Below are 22,227 nucleotides of genomic sequence, written 5' to 3'. Positions count from 1 at the left end.
GCGTCGGCGAACAAGATTGTCATACCCGGCGGATACCGTCTGGGCCATGAACAGCTGGCACATGCATCCCAGGGCGGCTTTTGACCTTGAAACCACCGGCCGCGATCCGCTCACTGCGCGCATCGTCACCGCCTCGATCATCCTCGTCGACGGGCAGGGAGAAGTCCTGCACCACCACGAGTGGCTTGCCGATCCAGGCGTGGACATCCCCAGTGAGGCAACATCCGTCCACGGGATCTCCACCAGCACCGCAAGAGAACAGGGAGCACCTGCCGCGCAGGTAGTGCACGAGGTAGCCGAAGTGTTGCGTTGCTACTTTCGGAGGAGCATTCCCGTCCTGGCGTTCAACGCCCGCTATGACTTCACGGTCCTCGCCAGCGAAGGTTCCAGGCATAACGTCTTCACGCCCAACCCATTCCCTGTGCTGGATCCCTATGTCATGGACAAGTACGCGGACCGTTACCGCCGCGGGAAACGAACGCTCAGCGCGACATGCGCCCATTACGGCGTCCCCCTTGAGAACGCGCATACCTCCGCAGCTGACGTCCTGGCCACACTCGGCGTCGGTGCAGTGCTTGCGGACCGGTTCCATCAGCTTCAAAAGCCGGCGCCCGACCTGCATGGATTCCAGGTGACCTGGGCTCGTCGCCAGGCTGAAAGTTTCCAGGAATATCTACGCCGCAGTGACCCAGCAGCGGTGGTCGAGGGCGGATGGCCTGCAATTGCGTGCTGAATCTACAGGCAGGTCACGCAGCAACGACCCCAAGTAGGTGCCGCTCGTCCATGAGATCGAAGATTATTCGACCCCGCTCCGGGATACTACTTCTCCATAGCCGGCGACGTGATCCCCCGCACTAAATTTCAGTCGGATCTTTCGACCGTGCCATACTTGCTTGGCATTACTCTGCGTCCATCCGCGCCGAATTCCGGCCGGCTGAGGACCCATCACGCTCCCGAACGACGCCCTGAAGGATGCCGCTTTCCTGCTCGCGGAGTAGCGGAGTTCACAGAGATCCTGTGAACTCCCAGACAGCATGAGGACGAATGATCACAGTCACCAACCTGCGCAAAACCTACCGCCAGGGTGAGCGAACCGTTACAGCACTGGACGACGTCACCCTCGCAGTACCGAAAGGTTCCATCCACGGAATCGTCGGACACTCCGGGGCCGGCAAGTCAACGCTTGTCCGTTGCCTGACACTCCTCGACCGCCCAACCTCGGGATCCGTCGTCATTGATGGTCGCGAACTGACCAGCGTCAAGGATTCTGAGATCCGCACAGCTCGTCGCCGGATCGGCATGGTCTTCCAGCACGCCAACCTGATGGATTCCCGGACTGCAGCGCAGAACGTCGCTCATCCGCTCGAGCTTGTAAAGACCCCGAAATCCGAGATCAGCCGCAAGGTCGACGAACTCCTTGGCCTTGTTGGCCTCACCGAGTTCGCTGATGCCTATCCGTCCCAGCTTTCGGGCGGTCAGAAGCAGCGGGTGGGCATTGCCCGCGCTCTGGCTTCGGATCCGGATGTGCTGCTGTGCGACGAACCGACCTCGGCGCTTGATCCCGCGACCACCGAGGACATCCTGACGCTCATCAGGAACCTGACCCGTACCCTGAATTTGACCGTTCTGGTCATCACGCATGAGATGCACGTCGTAAAGCGGATCTGCGACTCGGTCTCGCTTCTTGAGCGCGGCCGAATCATCGAGCACGGACCCCTTCACGAAGTTGTGGGCGACCGCTCCGGCTCCCTGGGGAAGTCCCTGATGCCGTTGCCCTCAAGCTCTCTCGATGCGACCCTGCCCGAGCTTGATCTGCTGCTTGTCGGTGAGACAGCCTCAGCACCGATCCTGTCGGAGTTGACCCGGCGGTTCGACGCCAATGTGAACGTCATCGCAGGAACCGTGGAAACTCTCGCAGGGTCACGTTTCGGCCGACTCCGGGTAGAGGTTGACTCTCCCGTGCCGCTCAGCGAGATCACCGCCTACCTTGAGGGTGCCGGCGTACATGTGGAGGTGGCAGCGTGAATTTCCTCGACAGCCTTTTCAAAAATCCCGGAATCACCCAGGCGCTTCCTGAGGAGTTCCTCGCCACGCTTCAGATGATCGGCATCTCGGGATTCTTCACTCTGCTTATCGGTCTCCCGCTGGGAATCTTCCTGCATACCAGCAGCCCCGGCGGACTCCGGCCGATGCCCGTGACCAACCGCATTGTGAGCGACGTCGTCGTCAACATCACCCGGTCCATTCCCTTCGCCATCCTGATGGTGTCCCTGATCCCGCTCGCCCGGTTCCTGACCGGTTCCTCCATCGGTCCAGTCGCAGCTTCCGTATCCCTGAGCATCGGCGCCATACCGTTCTTCGCCCGCCTCGTCGAGACCAGCCTGCGTGATGTGTCGTCCGGAAAAATTGATGCTGCGCTGGTTATGGGATCGACGCGTCTTCAGGTGATCACCAAGGTCATGATCGCCGAAGCCCTCCCGTCGCTCATCGCGGCGTTCACCACCACGCTTGTCACCCTTGTCGGATACTCGGCAATGGCCGGAATCATCGGTGGTGGAGGCCTGGGCCGGCTCGCGTATAACTACGGACTCCAGCGGTTCGACACTACGGTCATGGTGGTCATCATCGTGATCATCGTCGCCATCGTGCAGATCATCCAGTTGATCGGCGACCGCCTCGCTCAGCGTGTGGACCACCGGACTGCCGCCACGGCAGGTGCCCGCCGCAGCAGGCGGAACCGTCGTCAGGAAGCAGCCAACAACGTGATCGGCGTCTGAAGGCGCTCCCCCAACTTGCTCCGCCCGCCAGGCGGGGCCGACGACGGCCGGTAGCCGCCAGCCGTCATCCTCCCGGCGTCCACGGTCCCACCCGACCGCCGGTCCAAAGAAAGGAACGCACATCACCATGCGTAAGCAGTTCTCGCTGGCAGCCGCCGGGCTGGCCACACTTCTCACCCTCTCAGCATGCGGTGCGGGCGACAGCGCTCCCGCCGCCGTTGAAACCCTCGACCCCGCCAGTCCGGCCACGGTCACCGTCGGTGCAAGCCCCGTACCCCATGCCCAGATCCTCGAATTTGTCCGCGACAACCTCGCCGAGGGAAGCGGTATCGAACTCGAAATTCAGGAGTTCGACGACTACACCACGCCGAACATCGCGCTGAGCGAGGGCGACCTGGATGCTAACTACTTCCAGCACCTGCCCTACTACGAGAGCCAGGTTGAAAGCCAGGGCTACGAGTTCGCGCACGGTGAGGGCGTCCACATCGAGCCTTATGCTGCGTTCTCCGAGAAGCACGACGACGTCTCAGCAGTACCCGACGGCGGTCGCGTAGCGATCACAAACGACCCCTCGAACCAGGCGCGCGCACTGACGCTGCTCCAGGAAGCAGGCCTGCTCGAGAACATTGAGGCCGACGCTTCGGTGCTGTCCCTGACTGAAGAGCAGAACCCGAAGGGTCTCGAGTTCGTGGAGAACCAGCCCGAACTGTTGCTCAACGACCTGCAGGACCCCACCGTGGACGTTGCAATCATCAACGGCAACTACATCCTGGATGCCGGCCTCAGCACTGAGGACGCCCTGATTGTCGAGTCCGTCGAGAACAACCCGTACGCCAACTTCCTGGCATGGAACGCATCCTCCGAGGGTGATGCGCGGATCGCCAAGCTTGAGGAACTGCTGCACTCCCCCGAGGTGAAGCAGTACATCGAGGAGACCTGGCCGAACGGGGACGTAGCCCCCGGCTTCTAAGCCGCCCGCGGTAATCCGCAAAGATGTACACAGAAGAATGGCCGGCGTACCCTCACGGGTCCGCCGGCCATTACTGTTCCAGGACGTTCCGGACGGATGCCGACCTATACTCCCGACGGCGTAGCGCCCGCGGCGGCTGCAGCCCGAGCGGCTGCGGGCAATGCGGCCACAATGCGTTCCATGGCGGCGTCGTCGTGGGCCGAGGAGAGGAACCAGGCCTCAAAGACAGACGGCGGCAGGTAAACCCCGGAGTCCAGCATTGAGTGGAAGAACGGCGCGTAGCGGAAAGTCTCCTGTGCCTGGGCGTCAGCATAGTTGCGTACGCCGCGCTCCGAGGTGCCGAAAGCAATGCTGAACAGGTTTCCCGCCCGCTGGACAGAATGATCGACGCCGGCCCGCGTGAGCTCCTCCGACACAGCCGCGGACAGCTCCAGCGAACGGGCATCGATCGCGCGGTACACCTCGTCAGTGGCGTGGGTCAGCTGGGCGACACCCGCAGCCATGGCGAGCGGGTTCCCCGAAAGGGTTCCGGCCTGGTAGACCGGTCCCAAAGGCGCCAGATATTCCATGACGTCCGCGCGGCCGCCAAGTGCTGCCGCCGGAAGCCCGCCGCCAATGACCTTGCCGAAGGTCAGGAGATCCGGAGCCCAGCCTTCATCCTTGCCGGTTAGCCCCCAGTAGCCGCCGGGACCCACACGGAATCCCGTTAGGACTTCATCCACGATCAGCAGTGCCCCGTGCTCGGCGGTGATACGCGACAGCGCCGCATTGAAACCGGGGGCCGGTTCGACCACGCCCATGTTCGCGGGAGCCGCTTCAGTGATGACTGCGGCGATCGATCCACCGTGCTCAGCGAACGCCGCTTCGACTGCTGCAACGTCGTTGTACGGCAGTACCAGTGTTTCGGCAGCTGTGGCATCCGTGACCCCTGCAGATCCGGGAAGGGCAAGAGTTGCCACTCCCGATCCGGCTGCGGCGAGGAGCCCGTCAAGGTGACCGTGGTAGCAGCCCGCGAACTTCACGATGAGGTTCCGGCCCGTGTAGCCGCGCGCCAGGCGCACTGCCGTCATGGTGGCTTCGGTCCCGGTCGAGACCATCCGGATGCGTTCGACGGCGGACACCCGCTCGCGGACCAGCTGCGCCAGGTCGGCTTCAGCCGGGGTCGATGCGCCGAAGGACAGTCCCCTGTCCGCGGCACGGTGAACGGCCTCGAGCACGGCCGGATGGGCGTGTCCAAGGAGCGCCGGGCCCCAGGAGCAGACGAGGTCAACGTACTCGCGGCCGTCGGCGTCCGTCACATACGCCGCCTGCGCAGACACCAGGAATCTCGGCGTGCCGCCGACCGAGCCGAAGGCCCGCACCGGCGAGTTCACCCCACCGGGCATCAGGGTCTGTGCGCGCGCAAACAGGTCTTCGGACTGTGTCATTTACTTGCTCTCCTTCAGCCAGGTGGCCAGTTCAGTTGCCCAGTACGTGAGGATGATCTGCGCGCCGGCACGCTTGATTCCCAGCACTGATTCCTCGATGGAACGACGCCGGTCGATCCAGCCGTTCGCGGCGGCCGCCTCGATCATGGCGTACTCTCCCGAGATCTGGTAAGCCGCAACCGGGACGGGCGACATCGCGGCGACATCCGCCACGATGTCGAGGTAACTCATGGCCGGCTTCACCATCACCATGTCGGCACCTTCCTCAAGATCGAGCTTCACCTCGACGAGGGCCTCCCGGCGGTTGGCCGCGTCCATCTGGTAGGTCCGGCGGTCGCCGGTCAGCTGCGAGTCCACCGCTTCCCGGAAGGGTCCGTAGAAAGCCGAAGCGTACTTGGCGGCGTAAGCCAGGACGGCGGTCTCCTGATGACCGGCTGCGTCGAGAGCCTGGCGGATGACTCCTACCTGGCCGTCCATCATGCCTGAGGGGCCAAGGACGTGGGCGCCCGCCTCAGCCTGTACAACGGCCATCTGTGCGTAGAGGTCCAGCGTGGCATCATTGTCCACAGCACCATCGGCATCCAGTACGCCGCAGTGCCCGTGATCGGTGAATTCATCGAGGCAGACGTCGCTCATCACGACGAGGGCATTCCCCACCTCCGAGCGCACATCAGCGATAGCCCGGTTCAGGACGCCGTCGGGGTCGAGACCGGCGCTGCCGGTGGCATCACGCTGGGCCGGTATACCGAAGAGCATGATGCCTCCGACGCCGAGATCCGCAGCTTCGACGGCGGCGCGCTTCAGTGTGTCGGTGGTGTGCTGGACGACGCCGGGCATCGAGCTGATAGCGGCAGGCTCACTCAGGCCCTCCCGGATGAAGGCGGGCAGAATCAGCTCAGACGGGCTGAGACGGTTCTCAGCGGTGAGCCGGCGGATAGCCGGGGTCGAGCGAAGTCGGCGTGGCCGGTGCTGAGGGAAGCTCATGGGTCAGGTCCTCTTCCGATGATTGACGACGGCGTTGCTCACCGCATCTGCGATTCCTGTTGGGCTGGGGGACGCGGCTATTGCGTCGATCCTTAGTCCGAGGGCGGAGGCGTCCCGCTCCGTCCGTCGCCCGATCGCGACTGTCATCACGGTCTCGGGCAGGGTTCCCATCATGGCATGCAGGCGCCCGGCGATGCTGGGCGAGGTAAGCACGACGGCGTCAATCGTCCCGTGCAGTATCCCCTCCGACAGCTCCTCCCGCGTCACCGTTCGAGCGGCGTGGGCAGCGATCTCAGCGGGTCCGCTCAGCCGCCGCTCCGCGGCTGCTGGATGATCCACGGTGCAATAGGCAGTGACTGCATCGACGGTCCAGCCGCGCCCGGTCAGCCCCTTCTCCAGGGTGTCGGCAGCAAGGTCAGACTGCGGGAGCAGCGCCCGCGCAGGCTCCGCGGGCAAGGCGGCCAGGAGCCCCTCCGCGGATTGGTCCTCGGAGGGAACCAGATGGACCCGCACTCCTCTTTCCACCAGGGCGTCCCGGGAAGCGGTGCCAACCGCGGCGACCCTGGCGGAACCCACAAGCGATGCCAGTGACAGCCGTCGGGCTTCAGCCCGGTGGGCAAGGGCACGCACTGTGGTCACGCTGGTTATCACCATCCAGTCGTACGTGGGCGCCGCGTCGAGAAGCCGGTCCAGCTCGCTCGTGTCCGCGGGCAGCTCCCAGTCCACCAGGGGAACCAGCAACGTCTCGGCTCCCCGCCGGACAAGCTCAGACGACATCGCAGCTCCCCGGTCCGGACTGCGCAGCAAAGCTACGGTGAGCCCGGACAGGCTGCCGACCGATGAGCCGACGGTCATGAACCTGGAGTCAGCTCGGCAATCTCCGCTGCCCCGTGGGCAAGGAGCTCCTCGGCGAGGACGACGCCGACGGCGGCCGCCCCCTCCACGGTGAGTGCCGTCGTCGTCTGTGTCCGCCGCAGCAGCCTGCTGCCGTCCGCACTGCACACCACTGCCTCAAGGGTCAGGACACCTGTGTCCACGGCAGCATGAGCTCCGATGGGGGCGGTGCAGCCCGCCTCCAGCCGACGCAGGACGGCACGCTCAGCGGTGACCGCCAGCCGGGTAGGCATGTGGTCATACTGCCGGAGAGCCTCGGCAAAGGCAGAAGCTCCGGCGTCACCGGTCCGGCACTCGACGGCCAGGGCTCCCTGGCCAGGAGCCGGAAGCATGAGCGCGGGGTCCAGGTACTCGGTGATGAGATTCTCACGACCCAGCCTCGAAAGACCAGCTGCTGCCAGCACGACGGCGTCGAGGTCACCCGGTCCCCCGTCCACCAGACCAGCCACCCGCCCGAGTCGCGTATCGACGTTGCCGCGGATGTCGATGACCGAGAGGTCTGGTCGTGCAGCGCGCAGCTGCGCGGCACGGCGGGGCGAGCCCGTGCCTACGCTGGCACCTGGCGGCAGCTCGGCGAGTGTCAGCCCGTCACGCGCACAGAGCGCGTCGCGGATGTCCGCGCGTTCCGGCACAGCTCCCACCGTGAGCCCCTCCGCGTCGCCGGTTGGAAGATCCTTCAGCGAGTGAACCGCGACGTCGCAGCTGTCATCCAGCAGTGCCTCCCGCAGAGCAGCCACGAACACCCCTGTGCCGCCTATCTGCGACAGCGACGCGCGGTTGACGTCACCTGTTGTGCTGACCCGGACAAGCTCGTAGTCGAACCCGCCAAGGCCGGAGAGGGCTTCGGCGACGGTCGTGGTCTGCGTCAGTGCCAGGGCGCTGGCCCGGGTTCCGACCCGTACGGCTTGAGTCATGCCTGTTCTGTTTCCGGAAGCCCCACCGTTGAGTCGGCACCCGCGACGGTCGGTTTCTCTCCGCGCCGGTTGGCACAGCAGTTGGGACGGCAGACGTCGTACCAGGGGCCCAGATCCGTGGTGGCGGGACGTTCGACAATGGTGTTGTCCGCAGTCCGCTCGCTGACGAGGTCGATCAGCCCGGCAACGAACTTGGCGTGCGTTCCCGGCGTGGGGACGCGTTCTGCCACCAGTCCGAGTTCGGCACACGTTTCCATGGCTTCAGTGTCGAGGTCCCAGACCACCTCCATGTGGTCACTGACGAACCCGAGCGGGACGATGACCACGCCCTTCGCGCCGGTCGCCGCGAGGTCACCGAGGGCATCGTTGATGTCCGGCTCGAGCCAGGGAACGTGGGGAGCGCCGGAACGTGACTGGTAGACCAGCGACCACTCGGCGCCGGCTGCTTCCGGCACGCGATCCAGGACGGACTGCGCCGTGGCCAGGTGCTGGGCAACGTAGGCGCCGTCCTCAAGGACGGGTCCACCGTCCGCGTCGCGGGGACCGGCGGCCTCGGCGTCCGTCATGGGAATCGAGTGAGTCGCGAACATGATGTGCACGGGTGCGTCGGCCTCGCCTGCGGCAGCGAGGCGCTCACGCACGGACTTCAGCCCCTTGCTGACGCCCTCGACGAACGGCTCGACGAAGCCCGGGTGGTCGAAGTACTGGCGCACCTTGTCCACCTCGAGCTGTCCGGCCAAGCCGGTCTCCACCAGCGCCATGCCGAGATCTTCCCGGTACTGCCGGCAGCTGGAGTAGCAGGAATACGCACTCGTGGTGACGGCCAGGATTCGGCGGTGACCGGCGTCGTACGCCTCTTTCAGGGTGTCAGCGATGAAGGGCGCCCAGTTCCGGTTTCCCCACAGCACCGGCAGGTCGATGCCCCGGCGGGCCAGCTCGGCCTCCATTGCGGCCTTCAGCTCTCGGTTCTGCTGGTTAATCGGACTGATCCCGCCGAACGCGCGGTAGTGATGCGAGACCTCTTCGAGACGCTCATCCGGGATACCGCGGCCGCGGGTGACGTTGCGCAGGAACGGAATGACGTCTTCCTGACCCTCGGGGCCACCGAAGGAGGCCAGCACGATCGCGTCGTACTTCTTCGGCGCCATCCGGCCGTTCTCGTCGACGCCCTCGAGGGGGTGGAAGGTGTGCGTGCTCATCGGAGTACCTCTGCTACTTCCTTGGCGTTGATCCGCCGGCCTGTGTAGAACGGAACTTCCTCGCGGACATGACGGCGTGCCTCGGTCTCCCGAAGATGCCGCATGAGGTCAACCAGATCGACCAGTTCGGGAGCCTCAAGAGCGAGGATCCATTCCCAGTCGCCGAGCGCGAAGGAGGACACCGTGTTGGAGATGACCTGCGGGTACTGGCGGCCCTTCATGCCGTGGTCGTACAGCATTTCCCGGCGTTCCTCGCTGGGCAGGATGTACCAGTCGTACGAGCGGACAAAGGGATAGACGCAGACCCATTGTTCCGGCGCCACACCGCGCGAGAACGCCGGCGAGTGGCTCTTGGAGAACTCCGCATCCCGGTGTACGCCCATGGCCGACCAGACGATCTCGGCGTCGGCCAGAGTTGCGGTTCTCCGCAGGGTACGCACACCGGCCTGGAGCTCCTCGGGCTTCGGACCGTGGAGCCAGACCATGATGTCGGCTTCGGCGCGCATGGCGGATACGTCGTAGAAACCGCGTACGACGACGCCGGCCGCCTCAAGCTCCGACACTGCGGATTCGAGCGCACCGCCGTCGTCTGGCGCGGCCGCTGACCGCTTGAAGACGGTCCAGAGAGTGTAGAACTCGGAACCACCGTTCCCGTCGCCGCTCTGGAGGGTGTCGCTGGTGGAGGTACTCTGCACGTGGTCGCGCCCCGCATTCTCGCTCATGAATCCAGTCTGCTCCTGTCAACAGGCAAATAAAAATTGATCGGTTCTACAGCCGGTAGAAGTTTATCAACCTCCCGGCTCACCGCGTTAGCGGCCCGGCTGAAGACGCCGCGCGAGCGCCGCCCCGCGGTCCCGAGCGTTATCGATTACCGCCACCAGGCCGGTGCCGGCCAGCCAGGCGCCGGTGATCTCCAGACCACTTACCTCCGCGGCGGCAGCCCGGATGCGCGCCACGCGGTCCCTGTGGCCCAGCGTGGCGTGGGGCAGCGCATTGGTCCACCGGACCACATCCCAGTCGACGACGTCGGTCGGGTTGACTTCCACGCCGAGCAGCACCGAAGCGTCCCGCAGGGCCAGTTCATACAGGTCGTCGTCAGCGAGCCTCGCCGAGTCGTCGTCGTCCGCTCCCCTGCCGTAGGAGAGGCGCACCACGTGGTTACCGGGGCCCGCGCGTTCCGCCAGCCAGGACCATTTGGCTGTGGCGTGCGTAAGGGCCTTCGCCCGGACATCCGGAACATCGCGGGCAACCAGAACACCCGTCCCGCGTGGCGCGGCGTCGAGTTCGGGTACGTCCATCACCAGGCTCACCAGCGCCACTGCGGGCACCACCGCCGGCCGGTCATCGTGCAGCCGCGGCACGGTCGGCGCCAGCAGGTCAACCGCGGTGGGACCGCCGGTGGCAACGATGACGGCGTCGGCGGCCAACGACCCGTTCTGAGTGTTCACGGTCCAGCCGTCGCCGGTACGGACGAGGCTTCGAACGTCCTGCTGCGCCTGCAGGTTCGCGCCGTCCTGCCTGAGGCGCTCGATAAGGGCTGTGGCGAGCTGGTGCATTCCGCCGTCCAGACCGGCAACGGCAGTTCCGGCGGGAGCGGCCTGCCGCATCGCGCCGACGGCCGCACCGAGTGACCCGTGCTTGCGCATCATCGCCCGCAGTCCCGGCACGGCGGCATCAACATCGAGATCGTCCGGATCGGCAGAGAGAACACCCCCGACGACGGGAGCCACCAGCCGCTTCAATACCTCGGAGCCCATCCGTGCCCGCACCACCGCTCCCAGACTGAGCTGATCCTGGTTCAGCAGTCCGCCCAGGGGCAGGGCGCGGTCAAGACCGGCCCGTACGCTGGCTGCCCGGCCGATCAGCCGCGGCAGGTCCGGATCCCGTACATCTGCCGGGATCCCGAGCAGCCCGGATTTCGGAAGCGGGACGGCGGTGGAGCCGCCCTCGGGCCCGGGCAGGTGCAACCACGCGCCGACGGGATCGGGACTGCAGACCAGGCTCCCAAGGCCCAGTTCCCGTGCCAGGGCCGGCACGGTGTCGGAGCGGGTCGAGAAGGACTCTGCACCGGCGTCGAGCGTGAGGCCGGCCAGTTCGTGGCTGGCCACTGACCCGCCGAACCTCTCCGACGATTCGAGCACGGTCACACGCAGGCCGGCCGCCACGAGCTCACGCGCCGCGCAGAGCCCTGCGATACCGCCTCCGATGACGACGACGCCGGGACCTGCCTCGACCTGCTTTTCGCGGCTCATGGGGCGGGCGGCACCGAGTGGATAAGCGAAACGACCCGGGTCAGCACGTCGGGGTCCGCTTCCGGCGGGACACCGTGACCGAGATTGACCACGTGCCCGGGAGCTGCTGAGCCGGCGTCGAGAACTTCCCGTACATGCGCTTCGAGTACCTCCCATGGTGCTGAGAGCAGCGCGGGGTCAATGTTTCCCTGAAGCGCTACTGTTCCGCCGAGCCGCCTGTTCGCCTCGTCGAGCGGGAGGCGGTAGTCGACCCCGACGACGTCAACGCCGACGTCCCGCATGGCTACGAGCAGCTCCGAGGTCCCCGTTCCGAAGTGCACGAGTGGTGCACCGAGGCCGCGGACGTGGTCCAGGGCACGGGAGGACGCAGGCGCAACATGCTCGATGTAGTCCCTGAGCCCCAGCGATCCGGCCCACGAATCGAAAAGCTGGCCGGCACTGGCTCCGGCTTCCAGCTGGGCGCGCAGGAACTTGCCTGATGCGTCCGCTGCCCATTCAGTGAGGGCACGCCAGGCGGCCGGGTCTGCGTGCATCATGGTGCGCGGGCCAAGGTGGTCGCGTGACGGCCTGCCCTCAACCATGTAGGCGGCGAGGGTGAAAGGTGCCCCAGCGAAACCGATCAACGGCGTAGTGCCCAGTTCTGAGACGGTACGGGATACCGCTTCGCGGATCGGCTCCAGTGCTGCATCTGTCAGTTCGGGCAGCGAAGCCACGTCCGCTGCGCTGCGGATGGGGCTTCCGAGCACGGGACCGACGCCGGGAACGATGTCCACATCGACGCCTGCCAGCTTCAGCGGGATCACGATGTCTGAGAAGAAGATCGCGGCATCGACATCGTGCCGCCGGACCGGCTGAAGCGTGATTTCGGCGGCCATGGCCGGGTCCAGACACGCGTCGAGCATGGCGGTACCCTCACGGAGCGAACGGTACTCCGGCAGCGAGCGCCCGGCCTGACGCATGAACCAGACCGGACGGCGGGACGGCGTGCCGCCACGATAGGCCTGGATGAGCGGGGACTGTGACGTCGTGCCGTCAGTCAGGGGGTGCGTTGCGCTGAGGGTCATGAGTCGATTCTGCCGAAGTTCCACCCGGTTGGATAACTTCACCCGTGGGTGGTGGCCGAAATCACGGTAACAGCTCCCACATTCTCCTCCGTGCACGCTTGCCCACTTCCCTGCAACGGCGCGGTTTTTGGACGCTGGAGAAAGGCTGGAGGTTAGGTTCCCCTATTAGGGTTCAAGAGGTCGTTTTGGCTATGCTGGGAGGGCTGTGAACTACTTTTCCCTGGTTGCAACCCACTCGGATATCGATCTGGAGACCGTCGCCCGCCTCAGCGTCGGGGCGTCCCAGGTCGCTTCGTCCGCGCTTCGGGACAGTCAGGCTCTCAGCGGAGCCGTTGCCCTTGCAACCTGCAACCGCTACGAAATCTATGGCGAGGCAGCATCGGAAGCAGACATTGAGTCTGCCCGTTCCTCCATCATCGCAGCCATCAGCGACCAGTCCGGACTTCCCAAGAGCAAAGTCTCGCAATCGTTCACCACACTGACGGGACAGGACGTGCCGCGCCACCTCTTCAGTGTGAGCGCAGGGCTCGATTCCGCCGTCGTCGGCGAACGCGAGATTGCCGGCCAGGTACGGCGTGCGCTCGTTGAGTCACAGGGGATCGGCACCGCCAGCGGTGGCCTGGTACGCCTGTTCCAGGCCGCTTCACGCACCGCCCGGGACGTCGGAGCGCAGACCGCCCTGGGCGCCCGCGGCCGTTCAATTGTCTCTGTTGCACTCGACCTCGCCGCAGACCTCTCCAGCACCCGTGATCTGGCGGAGAAATCCGTGGTTGTTTTCGGCACTGGAGCATACGCCGGCGCCACCATGGCGCTGCTTCGTGAGCGCGGCTGCACCGACATCTCCGTCTACTCTCCTTCCGGCCGGGCAGAAAGCTTCGTGGCTACCCGCGGCGGAACAGCCCTGACCGATGAGACACTCGCAGCCGCACTGACGCGCGCCGACGTCGTTATCGGCTGCAGCGGCAGTGAGCGTCGCGTGGGCGCCGAGGACATCCGTCAGCTTCGGGACGGCGTCGAGCACACCCTGGTCATCGTTGATCTGGCCCTGTCCCACGACTTCGATCCAGCGGTGGACTCAGTGGAGAACGTAGAGCTCATCACGCTTGAGTCCGTCCGGCTCGCGGCTCCGGAGGAACAAGCCGAATCCCTCCGCCAGGCGGGCGAGCTGGTATCCAACGCGGCGCACGCCTTCCAGGAGCAGGTCAACTCCCGCTCTGTTGATGCCGCTATCGTCGCACTGCGTAAGCACACACAGCAGGTTCTCGACGCCGAAATGACCCGTGTGCGGGCGCAGCACGGCTGCACCGCTGCGGCCGAAGAAGTCGAGTTCGCCCTTCGACGCATGGTTCGCCAGCTCCTGCATGTTCCCACCGTCCGTGCGCGGCAACTGGCAGCCGAAGGCCGCCAGGAGGACTACACCGCGGCACTTGAAGCGCTCTACGGCATCGAACCCGAGACCGGCGCCGGCACGGCTCCTGCGCAGTCCTGCCCGGTGCACGAAGTCAACGAGTCCCGCGCCGACACAGCCTGACAAGGATCTGCTGCAAGTCAGTAGCCGAGCAGGGGCAGTAGCCGGGCAGGGTCAGTAGACCGGCTTGTCCGGTTCTACGTCGCGAACCCACTGCAGAATGCCGCCCTCCACGTTGTAGACCTTCCGCGCGCCGTGTTCGCGCAGATAGCGGACAACGTTGGCGGAACGGGAACCGGCCTTGCAGTGCACGTACATCTCCCGGCTGGGATCAAGCGCCGTTTCCCCTGTCAGGATCCGGTTCTGAGGAACAAGGGTTGCTCCCGTTATGCGGACGATCTCGTATTCGCCAGGCTCCCTCACGTCGATCAGGTCGAAGTCATGGGCACCGGCGGAGCGTTCCTGGAGGAGCTCCTCCAGACGCTCAGCTGTGACGGACGGAACCTCCTCCCCTTCCGTATCGGCCGGGACGATTCCGCAGAACGCCTCATAGTCTGAGAGTTCAGTGATGGGCGCCGCGGAAGGATCCCTGCGTACGCGCAGTTCCCGCCACGTCATATCGAGGGCATTGAAGATCAGGACCCGGCCCAGAAGCGTGGAGCCGATGCCCGTGATCAGTTTGATCGCCTCATTGACCATGACTGAACCGATCTGGGCACACAGCACGCCGAGCACTCCGCCCTCCGCGCAGGAGGGGACGGCGCCGGGCGGCGGCGCTTCGGGATAGAGGTCGCGGTAGCTGGGCCCTCCGACGGACGGCTTGGGCCAGAAGACGCTCACCTGGCCGTCGAACCGGAGAATGGAGCCCCAGACGTACGGTTTGTCCAAAATTTCAGCGGCATCGCTCACCAGGTACCGGGTAGCGAAATTGTCAGTGCCGTCAAGGATCAGGTCATACTGCGCGAAGATGTCCAAGACATTGCTGGTGTCGAGCCGGACTTCGTGCCGGATGACCGCCACGTGAGGGTTGAGCTCCTTGATGCTCTGCTCGGCCGAGCGGGCCTTGGCCTGACCCACATTGCTGACTCCGTGAATCACCTGCCGCTGCAGGTTGGAGACATCGACGACGTCGTCATCCACAATGCCCAGCGTTCCCACACCGGCAGCGGCGAGGTAGAGAAGCGCGGGCGAGCCCAGGCCACCGGCCCCGATAACGAGAACCCGGGCGTTCTTGAGTCGTTTCTGGGCCTCGAGACCGAACTCCGGAAGGATGAGGTGGCGGGAGTATCGCTCCGTCTCCTCCCTGCTCAGTTCGGCGTGCGGCTCCACCAGCGGGCCAGGGACGGGAGTCAAGGAACTCATGCTTCAATGTATGCCCACCGACGCTGCACAACGCAATACAGGGCCGACATATCAGGCACACATTCCCCCGGCGATGTTCCCTCCGGCATGGTGCTGCGCGGGTAGACTGGGAGACCCGCTGTACCGGCGGGTTTATGAAGACGTACAACGAAAGCCCAGACAGTGAGTTCAGAGGCACCGGCAAGCGGAAAGGCCACACGGCTTCCGCGAGACGAGCGACGACGCCAGTTGCTGAATGCCGCCCACGAGGTGTTTGTTGTCAACGGCTACCATGGCGCGGCAATGGACGAGATCGCTGAAGTGGCCCATGTCAGCAAACCTGTGCTTTACCAGCATTTTCCGGGCAAGCGCGAACTGTATCTGGCGCTGCTTGAGAGCCATCTTGCGTCGCTGACCGAACTGCTGGTGGATGCGCTGAAATCCACGACGGACAACAAACTTCGCGTGCACGCCACCATGCGCGCATACTTTCAGTTCATCGCCCAGGACAGCCAGGCCCACCGGATCGTGTTCGAGTCCGATCTGAATAATGATCCTGATGTGAGCCGCCGTCTCGAAGCTTTCAACGCCCACTTCGCGGATCAGATTGCCGGTGTGATTTCCGGTGACACCCGGCTCTCCCACCTGGAGGCCACCCTGCTGGGGCGGGCCATGGCCGGGATGGCACAGGTGAGTGCGCGGTATTGGCTCGAGACAGACGGCAGCCTCGACATCGACACAGCCAGCGAGCTTATCTACCGTTTAGCTTGGCGCGGAATAAGTCGATTCCCCAAGGAAATCTGAGTTACATTTCCCTAAGTGGTGGCGCTGATGTACGAGCGTCGCCAAAGTCATCTGCCCGTCTATGAAAGGCCTTAGCTGTGGAGATCAAAATCGGCGTTCAGAACGTCAACCGCGAGATTGTCCTGGAGTCCAACCAGTCTGCAGATGAGGTCGCTGAGATTGTCAGCAGGGCCATGAACGGTGGTGCCGAGTTGCGCCTGGCCGACGCCAAGGGGCGCCAGGTCATTGTTCCCACCGGTGTCCTGGGCTACGTGGAGATCGGCGAGAGCGAATCACGCCGAATCGGGTTCGGCGCTCTCTGACCGAGCAGGTGCCGCCGTGGTCTCGCTGATAATCGTTACCGGCGTCGCCGTGTGCGTCGGCTTCTTCGTGTGGTTCGCGGACCGTCGGCATCATCGCTACGGCGTTCTCCTGCTCCCCGCCATTTCCCTCTGCTCAGCGCTGATTCTGTGGATCATCCTGCAGTTTGCGGGTCTGGGCTACCATCCCGACCTTTCCTGGTTGGCCTGGATCCTCCCGCTGGTTGCATCCACCGCCCTTACCGTGGCGGCGGCCTGGTGGTTCGGCCGGCACCGGGAGCAGGCTGACGCCGAAGCCATGACGGCGATCCTGAAACGGCGCTGAAGGGACAGCCCGGGCAGCCCGTTTACAGGTCCGCCCTGCCGTCAAAGGACGACGACGCGAGCGCGTGCTCCCGCTTCGGAATCCGCCCCGCCTGAGCAGCCAGGCGTCCGGCGATGACAGCATGGCGAAAAGCCGACGCCATCGTCACCGGTTCCTGGGCCCTGGTGACGGCAGTGGCGAGGAGCACCGCGTCGCAGCCCAACTCCATCGCCAACGCGGCGTCCGAGGCCGTGCCGATTCCGGCGTCGAGCACAATGGGCACCCCTGCCCGGGCCACGATCAGTTCAATGTTGTGCGGGTTGAGGATGCCCAGCCCGGTACCGATGGGCGCGCCCAACGGCATGACCACGGCAGCTCCCAGCTGCTCCAGCCGAAGTGCCAGGACCGGGTCGTCATTGGTGTAGGCGAAAACCGTGAATCCGCGTGCCACCAGGGCTTCAGTGGCTTCGACCAGTTCGACGGCGTCGGGCAGCAGAGTCTGTTCATCGGCGATGACTTCGAGCTTCACCCAATCGGTCTCGAGCGCTTCGCGTCCCAGTTCGGCAGTCAGTACGGCTTCGCGTGCGGTGAAGCAGCCCGCGGTGTTCGGAAGGATGCGCATCCGGCGGCCGTTCAGCAGCTGAAAGAGCGACGCTCCGGATTGCGGCGTATAGCGCCGCATTGCGACCGTGGTCAGCTCGGTACCGGAAGCGGCCAATGCCTCGCCCAGCCCCTCAATGCTCGGTGCTCCCCCGGTTCCCATGATGAGCCTTGAGGTAAGTGGAACGCCGTCGATGACCAGCGGGTCAGCGTTCACGATTGTGTCCGTCTGCATTTTCATCCTCCCTGTACGGCGGTGACGAGTTCGACGTCGTCCCCCTCGGTAAGTGCCTTGCCGGACCACTGGCTGCGGGGAATTACGGCAGCATTGACAGCGACCGCCACCCCGAGCCGCGAGCCGTCGACCGGTTGCCCGGTCGGTGCCAGCTCCCTCCCCGTAAGCTCTGCCACCAGACACAGCAGGTCCGGGGCTGTTGTGACCGAGTCCTCCCCGTTCACCGTGATGGTCAACTTCTCCATGCTCGTCCTTCCTCGAATCGATCGGGCTTGTACCGCTCCTGTTCCGCCGGGCCCGGTTTGCCCTCCAGCAGGTCCACGCACAGCGCCGCTGCAGCCGGCGTCAGAAGTACGCCGTGGCGGAAGAATCCGGTGGCGATGACCAGGTTGTGGGTACCCGTTACACCACCAAGTAGAGGCGCGTTGTCCGGCGTTCCCGGCCGCGCGCGGCACAGCACCTCGACAAGCTCGAGCTCGGCAACGGCGGGTATCAGTTGCTGGGCGTCGCGCAGCAGCTGATACACCCCTCCCGCGGACACGGCGCTGCTGCCGTCCTCCCGCATGGTCGCTCCAAGCACGACTGTTCCGTCTTCACGCGGCACCAGATAGACGGCGTGCCCGCGCACCAGCCCGCGGATGGTGTGGGTCAGCAGGGGCTGCAGCGCCTCGGGAACCCGAAGGCGAAGAATGTCGCCGTAGACCGGCCGGAGGGGAAGCTGACAGGGCAGGCCGGCGAGGTCTGCAGCAGCCAAGCCGTTGGCAACGACCGTGTGCCGGGCGCCCACGAAAGTGCCGTCCTCGAGACTGACGCCAGTGACGCGGTTTCCGGTTCGCTCGATCCCGGAAGCCCGTCGCCGTACCAGGCGGCCACGCTCGGACACGGCAGCGATCAGCGCTTGCGCCAGCCTGCGTGGATCCAGTTGGTGATCGTCAGGCGCATGGAAAGCCGCGGTCGCTGCCGGACCAATCAGAGGCTCCGACCGGCGCGCTTCACGCAGGGGAATCTGCTGCACCGACAACGAATTGCGCTGCTGTACCGTCTGGAGATCGGCGAGCGCCGTGCGGTCGGCGCCGTCGAGCGCAAGGACCAGGGTTCCGGTTCTGCGATAGCCGGGGTCGACGCCCGTCCAGGCAAGCGAGAACAGGAACTCGGGGTAGCGGGATGCGGAGTCGACCGTGAGCCGCAGCAGATGCTCCTCGCGGTAATGCAGCTCGCTGGCCGGGGCGATCATGCCCGCGGCGGCGTGTGTTGCCCCTCCTGCGGGATCCGGGTCGATCAACGCAACCGAGTGGCCCCTGCGGATCGCTTCCCACGCGATTCCCAGCCCGATGATCCCTCCGCCGACGACGGCGACATCCACGTCCGTATTCACCCACAGCCCTTCCCTACGCCGGCATGACCCGGATCAGGTTCGTTGTTCTCACAACGCGGTCGGCGTCGAACGCCCTCTCAGCCGGTGTGGCATCCGGTGATTCCCGGATGCGGCACGGCTCCCGCAGTACGCCTTTATTGTAGGGGGTATGCAAATTGTAGGGGGTATGCAACTTGACGCCGCCCGACTTTACCTCTGCACCGACTCTCGCCGGCAGCAGCAGGACTTCGGGGCTTTCGTGGACGCTGCCTTTGCTGGCGGTGTGGACATCATTCAGCTCAGGGACAAGTCCCTCGAGGCCGCCGAGGAACTGGAGCTGCTTCAGGTATTGCGCGCATCTGCCGGGAAGCACGGCAGGCTGTGGTCAGTGAACGACCGCGCAGATATCGCCTCCATCAGCGGCGCGCCTGTGTTGCACGTCGGACAGCGGGACCTGCCGCCCACCCGTGCGAGGCAGTTCCTGCCCGACGGCGGTGTTCTCGGTTTGTCGACCCACTCACCCGAGCAGGTGGCAGCGGCGGCAGCGAACGACGACGTCGACTACTTCTGCACGGGACCGATCTGGGCCACGCCCACCAAACCCGGCCGAACCGCCGTCGGGCTGGAGCTTGTCCGGGAGGCGGCGAGGCTCGAAACAGCGCTGGCGGAACAGGGCCGCCCCCTGAAGCCGTGGTTCGCGATCGGCGGCATCGACCTTCAAAACCTCCCGGAGGTGGTGGCTGCGGGAGTCAGGCGCGTCGTCGTCGTACGGGCCATCACGGAAGCCGACGATCCGCAGGAGGCCGCCGGAAAGCTCAAGGCGCAGCTTCCGGATGAGGAGCAGCGGGGACGGTAAGGCCGCCAGGAGTCAGGCAGTCAACCCGAGTGAGCTCATCCGGCGTGAATGGTTCCGGGTGAGCTGGGCGAAGAGCTGCGCAGTTTCCCGTTCCTGGTCCACGTCTGCAGCACCGAAGAGCAGGCCGCCCAGGAACTGGCGCTCGATGCCGACCCGTTGTGCCTGCGTCAGAGCTTCGCCCACGAGGCGTCGTCCCCACAGGGCAAGCCGGGAGGCGAGTCTCGGATCGTCGGAGAGCGCGGACTTCAACCTGGACTGCAGCAGACCGCCCTGCTCGGCCGTCGACTGGATGCGGGCGATCAGGTCCCGGGTAGGGGCGTCGAGGTGCTCCGCGAGCGCTGTGTAGAAGTCGGCGGAGATGGCGTCGATGACGTACGCCTTCATGAGCGACTCATACCAGTCGGCGGGACGCGTCCGCTCATGGAAAGAGTCAATCGAAGCCTGGAACGGGCTCATTGCCTCCTCGACGTCCACACCGAGCCCGGCCAGGTGGGCGCTGACCATCTCGAAGTGTTCGAACTCGGTGACGGCCAGGCGCCCCAGCGCTGCCCGGTCCCGAAGCGTCGGCGAGAATCTCGCGTCCGACGACAGCCGCTCGAACGCGGACAGTTCCCCATAAGCCATGACGCCGAAGAGGTCGACGACGAACCCGTTCAGTGGCTCCTGGCCGGTTCCCGTGCGGGTCGTCGGGGATGCTGCGGAGGAGCTCGAAGGGGTTTGCGGATGCAAGGCAGTCATGGGATCAAGGGTACCCGCGCGCAGTTTCACCGACAGTTCGTCGGTGGGTTGTACTACGGTTGGCACTGTGCCGTATTCGCATCTGGATTTGAGCAACAGGGACTCCCAGGTCCAGCTCACTGCTGCGCTTGAGGGGTTGCGCGAGGAACTGGAGTTGCGCGCCGATTTCCCACCGGACGTGCTGGCAGAGGCGAATGCTGCGGTGCACAAACATGTATTGCCGGAGAAAGACCTCACCGCGCTGGGATTCATCACCGTGGATCCCCCGGGCTCCACGGATCTTGACCAGGCTTTTCACCTGGAGCGTGCAGGCTCGGGGTACCGGGTCTGGTATGCGATTGCCGACGTCCCGGCCTTTGTGGCTCCCGGCGGCGCGATCGACGCCGAAGCCCGTCTCCGCGGCCAGACCATGTACGCCCCGGACGGCCGGATCTCCCTCCACCCCGAGGTCATTGCCGAAGACGCCGCCAGCCTGTTGCCCGGCAGGGTGCGGTCCGCCTATGTCTGGGAATTTGAACTGGACGAGGATGCGCAGGTTGAGTCCGTCGTCGTCGAACGGGCCGTCGTCAAGAGCCGCGCGCAACTCACCTATGAGCAGGTGCAGGAGGACATTGACTCGGGTGGTGCCGCCGAGAACCTGACCCTGCTCAAGGAAATCGGTACCAAGCGGATCGCTCTCGAGAAGGAACGTGGCGGCGCCAGCCTCAACTTGCCGGAGCAGGAAATAGCGCACGACGGCGAGCGCTACTTCATCGTCACGCGCCCGCCCCTGGCGTCGGAGGACTGGAACGCGCAGCTTTCCCTCATGACCGGCATGGCAGCCGCGGAGATCATGCTCGAGGGCGGCGTGGGGATTCTGCGCACCATGCCCGCCCCGGATGAAACCTCTCTTGCCCGCTTCCGGCACCAGGCCCGGGCACTCGGGCGTTCCTGGCCCCGGGACCTGCCGTACGGCGAGTTCCTGCGCAGCCTCGACACCTCGGACCCCAGGCAGCTCTCCCTCATGCATGCGGCGGCCTCACTGTTCCGCGGGGCAGGCTACACAGCGTTCGACGGCGACATCCCGGAGGCCGTCGAGCAGGCTGCAATTGCAGCGCCCTACGCGCACACCACCGCGCCCCTGCGGCGCCTGGTTGACCGTTTCGTCCTGGTGATCTGCGAGGCACTGTGCGCAGGAAAGAATGTCCCGGAGTGGGTGCGCGCGGCTCTGCCGGAACTGAACGCGCTCATGTCCTCCTCCAACCAGCTTGCATCACGGCTGGAAAGCGGGGCCATTGCCGCCGTGGAGGCCGCGCTGCTCAGCAACCGGGTGGGCCAGGAGTTCGACGCCGTCGTCATTACTGGTTCCAAGCCGGCTCCTGACGCGCCTGCCACCGTATCCGAGCCGGCACCTCCCCCTGAAGAGGCACCCCGAAGGGCAAGCGACGGTGAAAGCCGCAACGGCGGGAACGGCCGTAACGGGAACGGGCGTAACGGGAACGGCCGGAACGGCAACGGAGCCCCCCATGGTGTCATTCAGATCGCGGATCCCGCCGTCGAAGCACGGTGCGACGGCGTCATGACGGCTGGAGACGAGGTACGGGTTCGGCTGGTCACGGCGGACATCAGCCGGCGTGACCTGCGCTTCGAGCTGATCGAGGGTGCGCAGGAAGCGGCGTCGACGTCGGAAAGTGAAAGCGCGGCAGGGTAGACTGGAACGCGTAGTAATGGATGCCCGGTCGTTCTAGATGAACTTTTGTCGTTCTCGACGAACTTTTGTTCCAGTTCCGAACGTGGTGGGCCGCGGTTCTTGTGAACCGGCAGCCTC

At 65.3% G+C, this 22,227-nt stretch carries 23 protein-coding genes; 10 read left to right on the top strand and 13 right to left on the bottom strand.

Annotation, left to right across the window (positions count from 1 at the left end; genetic code table 11):
- Nucleotides 1-46 precede the first annotated feature (46 nt).
- The 4 genes from AC5RU3_RS02870 (at nucleotide 47) to AC5RU3_RS02855 (ending at nucleotide 3,747) form a co-directional block, all read left to right on the top strand.
- Entirely contained in the window at nucleotides 47-733 is a 687-nt protein-coding gene (locus AC5RU3_RS02870; RefSeq protein ID WP_309070939.1) for a 3'-5' exonuclease, read from the top strand.
- A 311-nt stretch (nucleotides 734-1,044) separates the two neighbouring features.
- Nucleotides 1,045-2,025 (top strand): methionine ABC transporter ATP-binding protein, encoded by a 981-nt coding sequence (locus tag AC5RU3_RS02865; RefSeq protein WP_309070940.1) that lies wholly within the window; start codon nucleotides 1,045-1,047, stop codon nucleotides 2,023-2,025.
- Nucleotides 2,022-2,777 carry a methionine ABC transporter permease gene (locus AC5RU3_RS02860; RefSeq protein ID WP_309123594.1) on the top strand — a complete coding sequence of 252 codons (756 nt, stop codon included), beginning with the start codon at nucleotides 2,022-2,024 and terminating at the stop codon, nucleotides 2,775-2,777. The genes AC5RU3_RS02865 and AC5RU3_RS02860 overlap by 4 nt, the downstream gene beginning before the upstream one ends.
- Nucleotides 2,778-2,904: 127 nt before the next feature.
- The gene (locus tag AC5RU3_RS02855; protein ID WP_309070942.1) at nucleotides 2,905-3,747 is read left to right on the top strand and encodes a MetQ/NlpA family ABC transporter substrate-binding protein; all 843 of its coding nucleotides are present in this window, start codon (nucleotides 2,905-2,907) and stop codon (nucleotides 3,745-3,747) included.
- Nucleotides 3,748-3,851: 104 nt separating this feature from the next.
- Here AC5RU3_RS02855 and hemL read toward each other — a convergent pair whose 3' ends face one another.
- The 8 genes from hemL to hemE form a co-directional block, all read right to left on the bottom strand.
- Nucleotides 3,852-5,174, bottom strand: a complete 1,323-nt coding sequence (gene hemL, locus AC5RU3_RS02850; RefSeq protein ID WP_493964820.1) for a glutamate-1-semialdehyde 2,1-aminomutase — start codon at nucleotides 5,172-5,174, stop codon at nucleotides 3,852-3,854.
- A complete protein-coding gene (hemB, locus tag AC5RU3_RS02845) occupies nucleotides 5,175-6,158 on the bottom strand; it encodes a porphobilinogen synthase (protein ID WP_493964819.1) in 984 nt (327 codons plus the stop codon).
- 3 nt (nucleotides 6,159-6,161) lie between these two features.
- On the bottom strand, nucleotides 6,162-7,013 hold the full coding sequence (locus AC5RU3_RS02840) for a uroporphyrinogen-III synthase (protein ID WP_309123593.1): 852 nt from the start codon (nucleotides 7,011-7,013) through the stop codon (nucleotides 6,162-6,164).
- Nucleotides 7,010-7,966 (bottom strand): hydroxymethylbilane synthase, encoded by a 957-nt coding sequence (gene hemC / locus AC5RU3_RS02835; protein WP_309123592.1) that lies wholly within the window; start codon nucleotides 7,964-7,966, stop codon nucleotides 7,010-7,012. The genes AC5RU3_RS02840 and hemC overlap by 4 nt, the downstream gene beginning before the upstream one ends.
- Complete coding sequence (locus AC5RU3_RS02830) at nucleotides 7,963-9,165, bottom strand: ferrochelatase (RefSeq protein ID WP_309070691.1); 1,203 nt, start codon at nucleotides 9,163-9,165, stop codon at nucleotides 7,963-7,965. Before AC5RU3_RS02830 ends, hemC begins: the two co-directional genes overlap by 4 nt.
- Nucleotides 9,162-9,887, bottom strand: a complete 726-nt coding sequence (hemQ, locus tag AC5RU3_RS02825) for a hydrogen peroxide-dependent heme synthase (RefSeq protein WP_309070690.1) — start codon at nucleotides 9,885-9,887, stop codon at nucleotides 9,162-9,164. The genes AC5RU3_RS02830 and hemQ overlap by 4 nt, the downstream gene beginning before the upstream one ends.
- 87 nt (nucleotides 9,888-9,974) lie before the next feature.
- On the bottom strand, nucleotides 9,975-11,417 hold the full coding sequence (hemG, locus tag AC5RU3_RS02820) for a protoporphyrinogen oxidase (RefSeq protein WP_309070689.1): 1,443 nt from the start codon (nucleotides 11,415-11,417) through the stop codon (nucleotides 9,975-9,977).
- Nucleotides 11,414-12,481 (bottom strand): uroporphyrinogen decarboxylase, encoded by a 1,068-nt coding sequence (gene hemE, locus AC5RU3_RS02815; protein WP_309070688.1) that lies wholly within the window; start codon nucleotides 12,479-12,481, stop codon nucleotides 11,414-11,416. Before hemE ends, hemG begins: the two co-directional genes overlap by 4 nt.
- Before the next feature lie 205 nt (nucleotides 12,482-12,686).
- Between hemE and AC5RU3_RS02810 the strand changes: the two genes are divergently transcribed.
- A complete protein-coding gene (locus AC5RU3_RS02810) occupies nucleotides 12,687-14,012 on the top strand; it encodes a glutamyl-tRNA reductase (RefSeq protein ID WP_309070687.1) in 1,326 nt (441 codons plus the stop codon).
- 51 nt (nucleotides 14,013-14,063) lie between these two features.
- Here AC5RU3_RS02810 and moeB read toward each other — a convergent pair whose 3' ends face one another.
- Nucleotides 14,064-15,251, bottom strand: coding sequence for a molybdopterin-synthase adenylyltransferase MoeB (gene moeB, locus AC5RU3_RS02805; RefSeq protein ID WP_309070686.1), 1,188 nt, complete (start codon nucleotides 15,249-15,251; stop codon nucleotides 14,064-14,066).
- A 162-nt stretch (nucleotides 15,252-15,413) separates the two neighbouring features.
- Here moeB and AC5RU3_RS02800 point away from each other — a divergent pair, with 162 nt between their 5' ends.
- From AC5RU3_RS02800 to AC5RU3_RS02790, 3 genes are all read left to right on the top strand, one after another.
- Nucleotides 15,414-16,034, top strand: coding sequence for a TetR/AcrR family transcriptional regulator (locus AC5RU3_RS02800; RefSeq protein ID WP_309070685.1), 621 nt, complete (start codon nucleotides 15,414-15,416; stop codon nucleotides 16,032-16,034).
- Between the two features lie 77 nt (nucleotides 16,035-16,111).
- The gene (locus AC5RU3_RS02795; RefSeq protein ID WP_309070684.1) at nucleotides 16,112-16,336 is read left to right on the top strand and encodes a DUF3107 domain-containing protein; all 225 of its coding nucleotides are present in this window, start codon (nucleotides 16,112-16,114) and stop codon (nucleotides 16,334-16,336) included.
- A 16-nt stretch (nucleotides 16,337-16,352) separates the two neighbouring features.
- Complete coding sequence (locus tag AC5RU3_RS02790; RefSeq protein ID WP_309070683.1) at nucleotides 16,353-16,658, top strand: hypothetical protein; 306 nt, start codon at nucleotides 16,353-16,355, stop codon at nucleotides 16,656-16,658.
- A gap of 22 nt (nucleotides 16,659-16,680) precedes the next feature.
- Here AC5RU3_RS02790 and AC5RU3_RS02785 read toward each other — a convergent pair whose 3' ends face one another.
- Genes AC5RU3_RS02785 through thiO form a run of 3 tightly spaced genes read right to left on the bottom strand, consistent with a single transcriptional unit; the run spans nucleotide 16,681 to nucleotide 18,847 of the window.
- On the bottom strand, nucleotides 16,681-17,472 hold the full coding sequence (locus tag AC5RU3_RS02785; RefSeq protein ID WP_493964818.1) for a thiazole synthase: 792 nt from the start codon (nucleotides 17,470-17,472) through the stop codon (nucleotides 16,681-16,683).
- Between the two features lie 2 nt (nucleotides 17,473-17,474).
- Complete coding sequence (gene thiS, locus AC5RU3_RS02780; protein WP_375164369.1) at nucleotides 17,475-17,708, bottom strand: sulfur carrier protein ThiS; 234 nt, start codon at nucleotides 17,706-17,708, stop codon at nucleotides 17,475-17,477.
- Nucleotides 17,705-18,847, bottom strand: a complete 1,143-nt coding sequence (gene thiO / locus AC5RU3_RS02775; protein ID WP_309070680.1) for a glycine oxidase ThiO — start codon at nucleotides 18,845-18,847, stop codon at nucleotides 17,705-17,707. Before thiO ends, thiS begins: the two co-directional genes overlap by 4 nt.
- Nucleotides 18,848-18,995: 148 nt before the next feature.
- On the opposite strand from thiO, the gene thiE reads away from it, so the two are divergent.
- Complete coding sequence (gene thiE / locus AC5RU3_RS02770; RefSeq protein WP_493964817.1) at nucleotides 18,996-19,682, top strand: thiamine phosphate synthase; 687 nt, start codon at nucleotides 18,996-18,998, stop codon at nucleotides 19,680-19,682.
- A gap of 12 nt (nucleotides 19,683-19,694) precedes the next feature.
- Here thiE and AC5RU3_RS02765 read toward each other — a convergent pair whose 3' ends face one another.
- Nucleotides 19,695-20,420, bottom strand: a complete 726-nt coding sequence (locus AC5RU3_RS02765) for a ferritin-like fold-containing protein (protein ID WP_309070678.1) — start codon at nucleotides 20,418-20,420, stop codon at nucleotides 19,695-19,697.
- A 67-nt stretch (nucleotides 20,421-20,487) separates the two neighbouring features.
- Here AC5RU3_RS02765 and AC5RU3_RS02760 point away from each other — a divergent pair, with 67 nt between their 5' ends.
- Nucleotides 20,488-22,110: an RNB domain-containing ribonuclease gene (locus AC5RU3_RS02760; protein ID WP_493964816.1), complete on the top strand. Its 1,623-nt coding sequence runs from the start codon at nucleotides 20,488-20,490 to the stop codon at nucleotides 22,108-22,110.
- The last annotated feature ends 117 nt before the right edge of the window (nucleotides 22,111-22,227 follow it).

The sequence above is a fragment of the Arthrobacter sp. MDB1-55 genome (assembly GCF_059092925.1).
The sequence above is the reverse complement of the archived record's forward strand: the minus strand, read 5'-3'. Positions and strand labels throughout refer to the sequence as shown.

Bases quoted from the DNA above. Each gene is read 5' to 3' on its own strand.
- AC5RU3_RS02870 (WP_309070939.1), top strand. From the start codon at position 47: ATGAACAGCTGGCACATGCATCCCAGGGCGGCTTTTGACCTTGAAACC.
- AC5RU3_RS02865 (WP_309070940.1), top strand. From the start codon at position 1,045: ATGATCACAGTCACCAACCTGCGCAAAACCTACCGCCAGGGTGAGCGA.
- AC5RU3_RS02855 (WP_309070942.1), top strand. From the start codon at position 2,905: ATGCGTAAGCAGTTCTCGCTGGCAGCCGCCGGGCTGGCCACACTTCTC.
- hemL (WP_493964820.1), bottom strand. From the start codon at position 5,174: ATGACACAGTCCGAAGACCTGTTTGCGCGCGCACAGACCCTGATGCCC.
- hemB (WP_493964819.1), bottom strand. From the start codon at position 6,158: ATGAGCTTCCCTCAGCACCGGCCACGCCGACTTCGCTCGACCCCGGCT.
- AC5RU3_RS02840 (WP_309123593.1), bottom strand. From the start codon at position 7,013: ATGACCGTCGGCTCATCGGTCGGCAGCCTGTCCGGGCTCACCGTAGCT.
- hemC (WP_309123592.1), bottom strand. From the start codon at position 7,966: ATGACTCAAGCCGTACGGGTCGGAACCCGGGCCAGCGCCCTGGCACTG.
- AC5RU3_RS02830 (WP_309070691.1), bottom strand. From the start codon at position 9,165: ATGAGCACGCACACCTTCCACCCCCTCGAGGGCGTCGACGAGAACGGC.
- hemQ (WP_309070690.1), bottom strand. From the start codon at position 9,887: ATGAGCGAGAATGCGGGGCGCGACCACGTGCAGAGTACCTCCACCAGC.
- hemG (WP_309070689.1), bottom strand. From the start codon at position 11,417: ATGAGCCGCGAAAAGCAGGTCGAGGCAGGTCCCGGCGTCGTCGTCATC.
- hemE (WP_309070688.1), bottom strand. From the start codon at position 12,481: ATGACCCTCAGCGCAACGCACCCCCTGACTGACGGCACGACGTCACAG.
- moeB (WP_309070686.1), bottom strand. From the start codon at position 15,251: ATGAGTTCCTTGACTCCCGTCCCTGGCCCGCTGGTGGAGCCGCACGCC.
- AC5RU3_RS02785 (WP_493964818.1), bottom strand. From the start codon at position 17,472: ATGCAGACGGACACAATCGTGAACGCTGACCCGCTGGTCATCGACGGC.
- thiE (WP_493964817.1), top strand. From the start codon at position 18,996: ATGCAAATTGTAGGGGGTATGCAACTTGACGCCGCCCGACTTTACCTC.
- AC5RU3_RS02765 (WP_309070678.1), bottom strand. From the start codon at position 20,420: ATGACTGCCTTGCATCCGCAAACCCCTTCGAGCTCCTCCGCAGCATCC.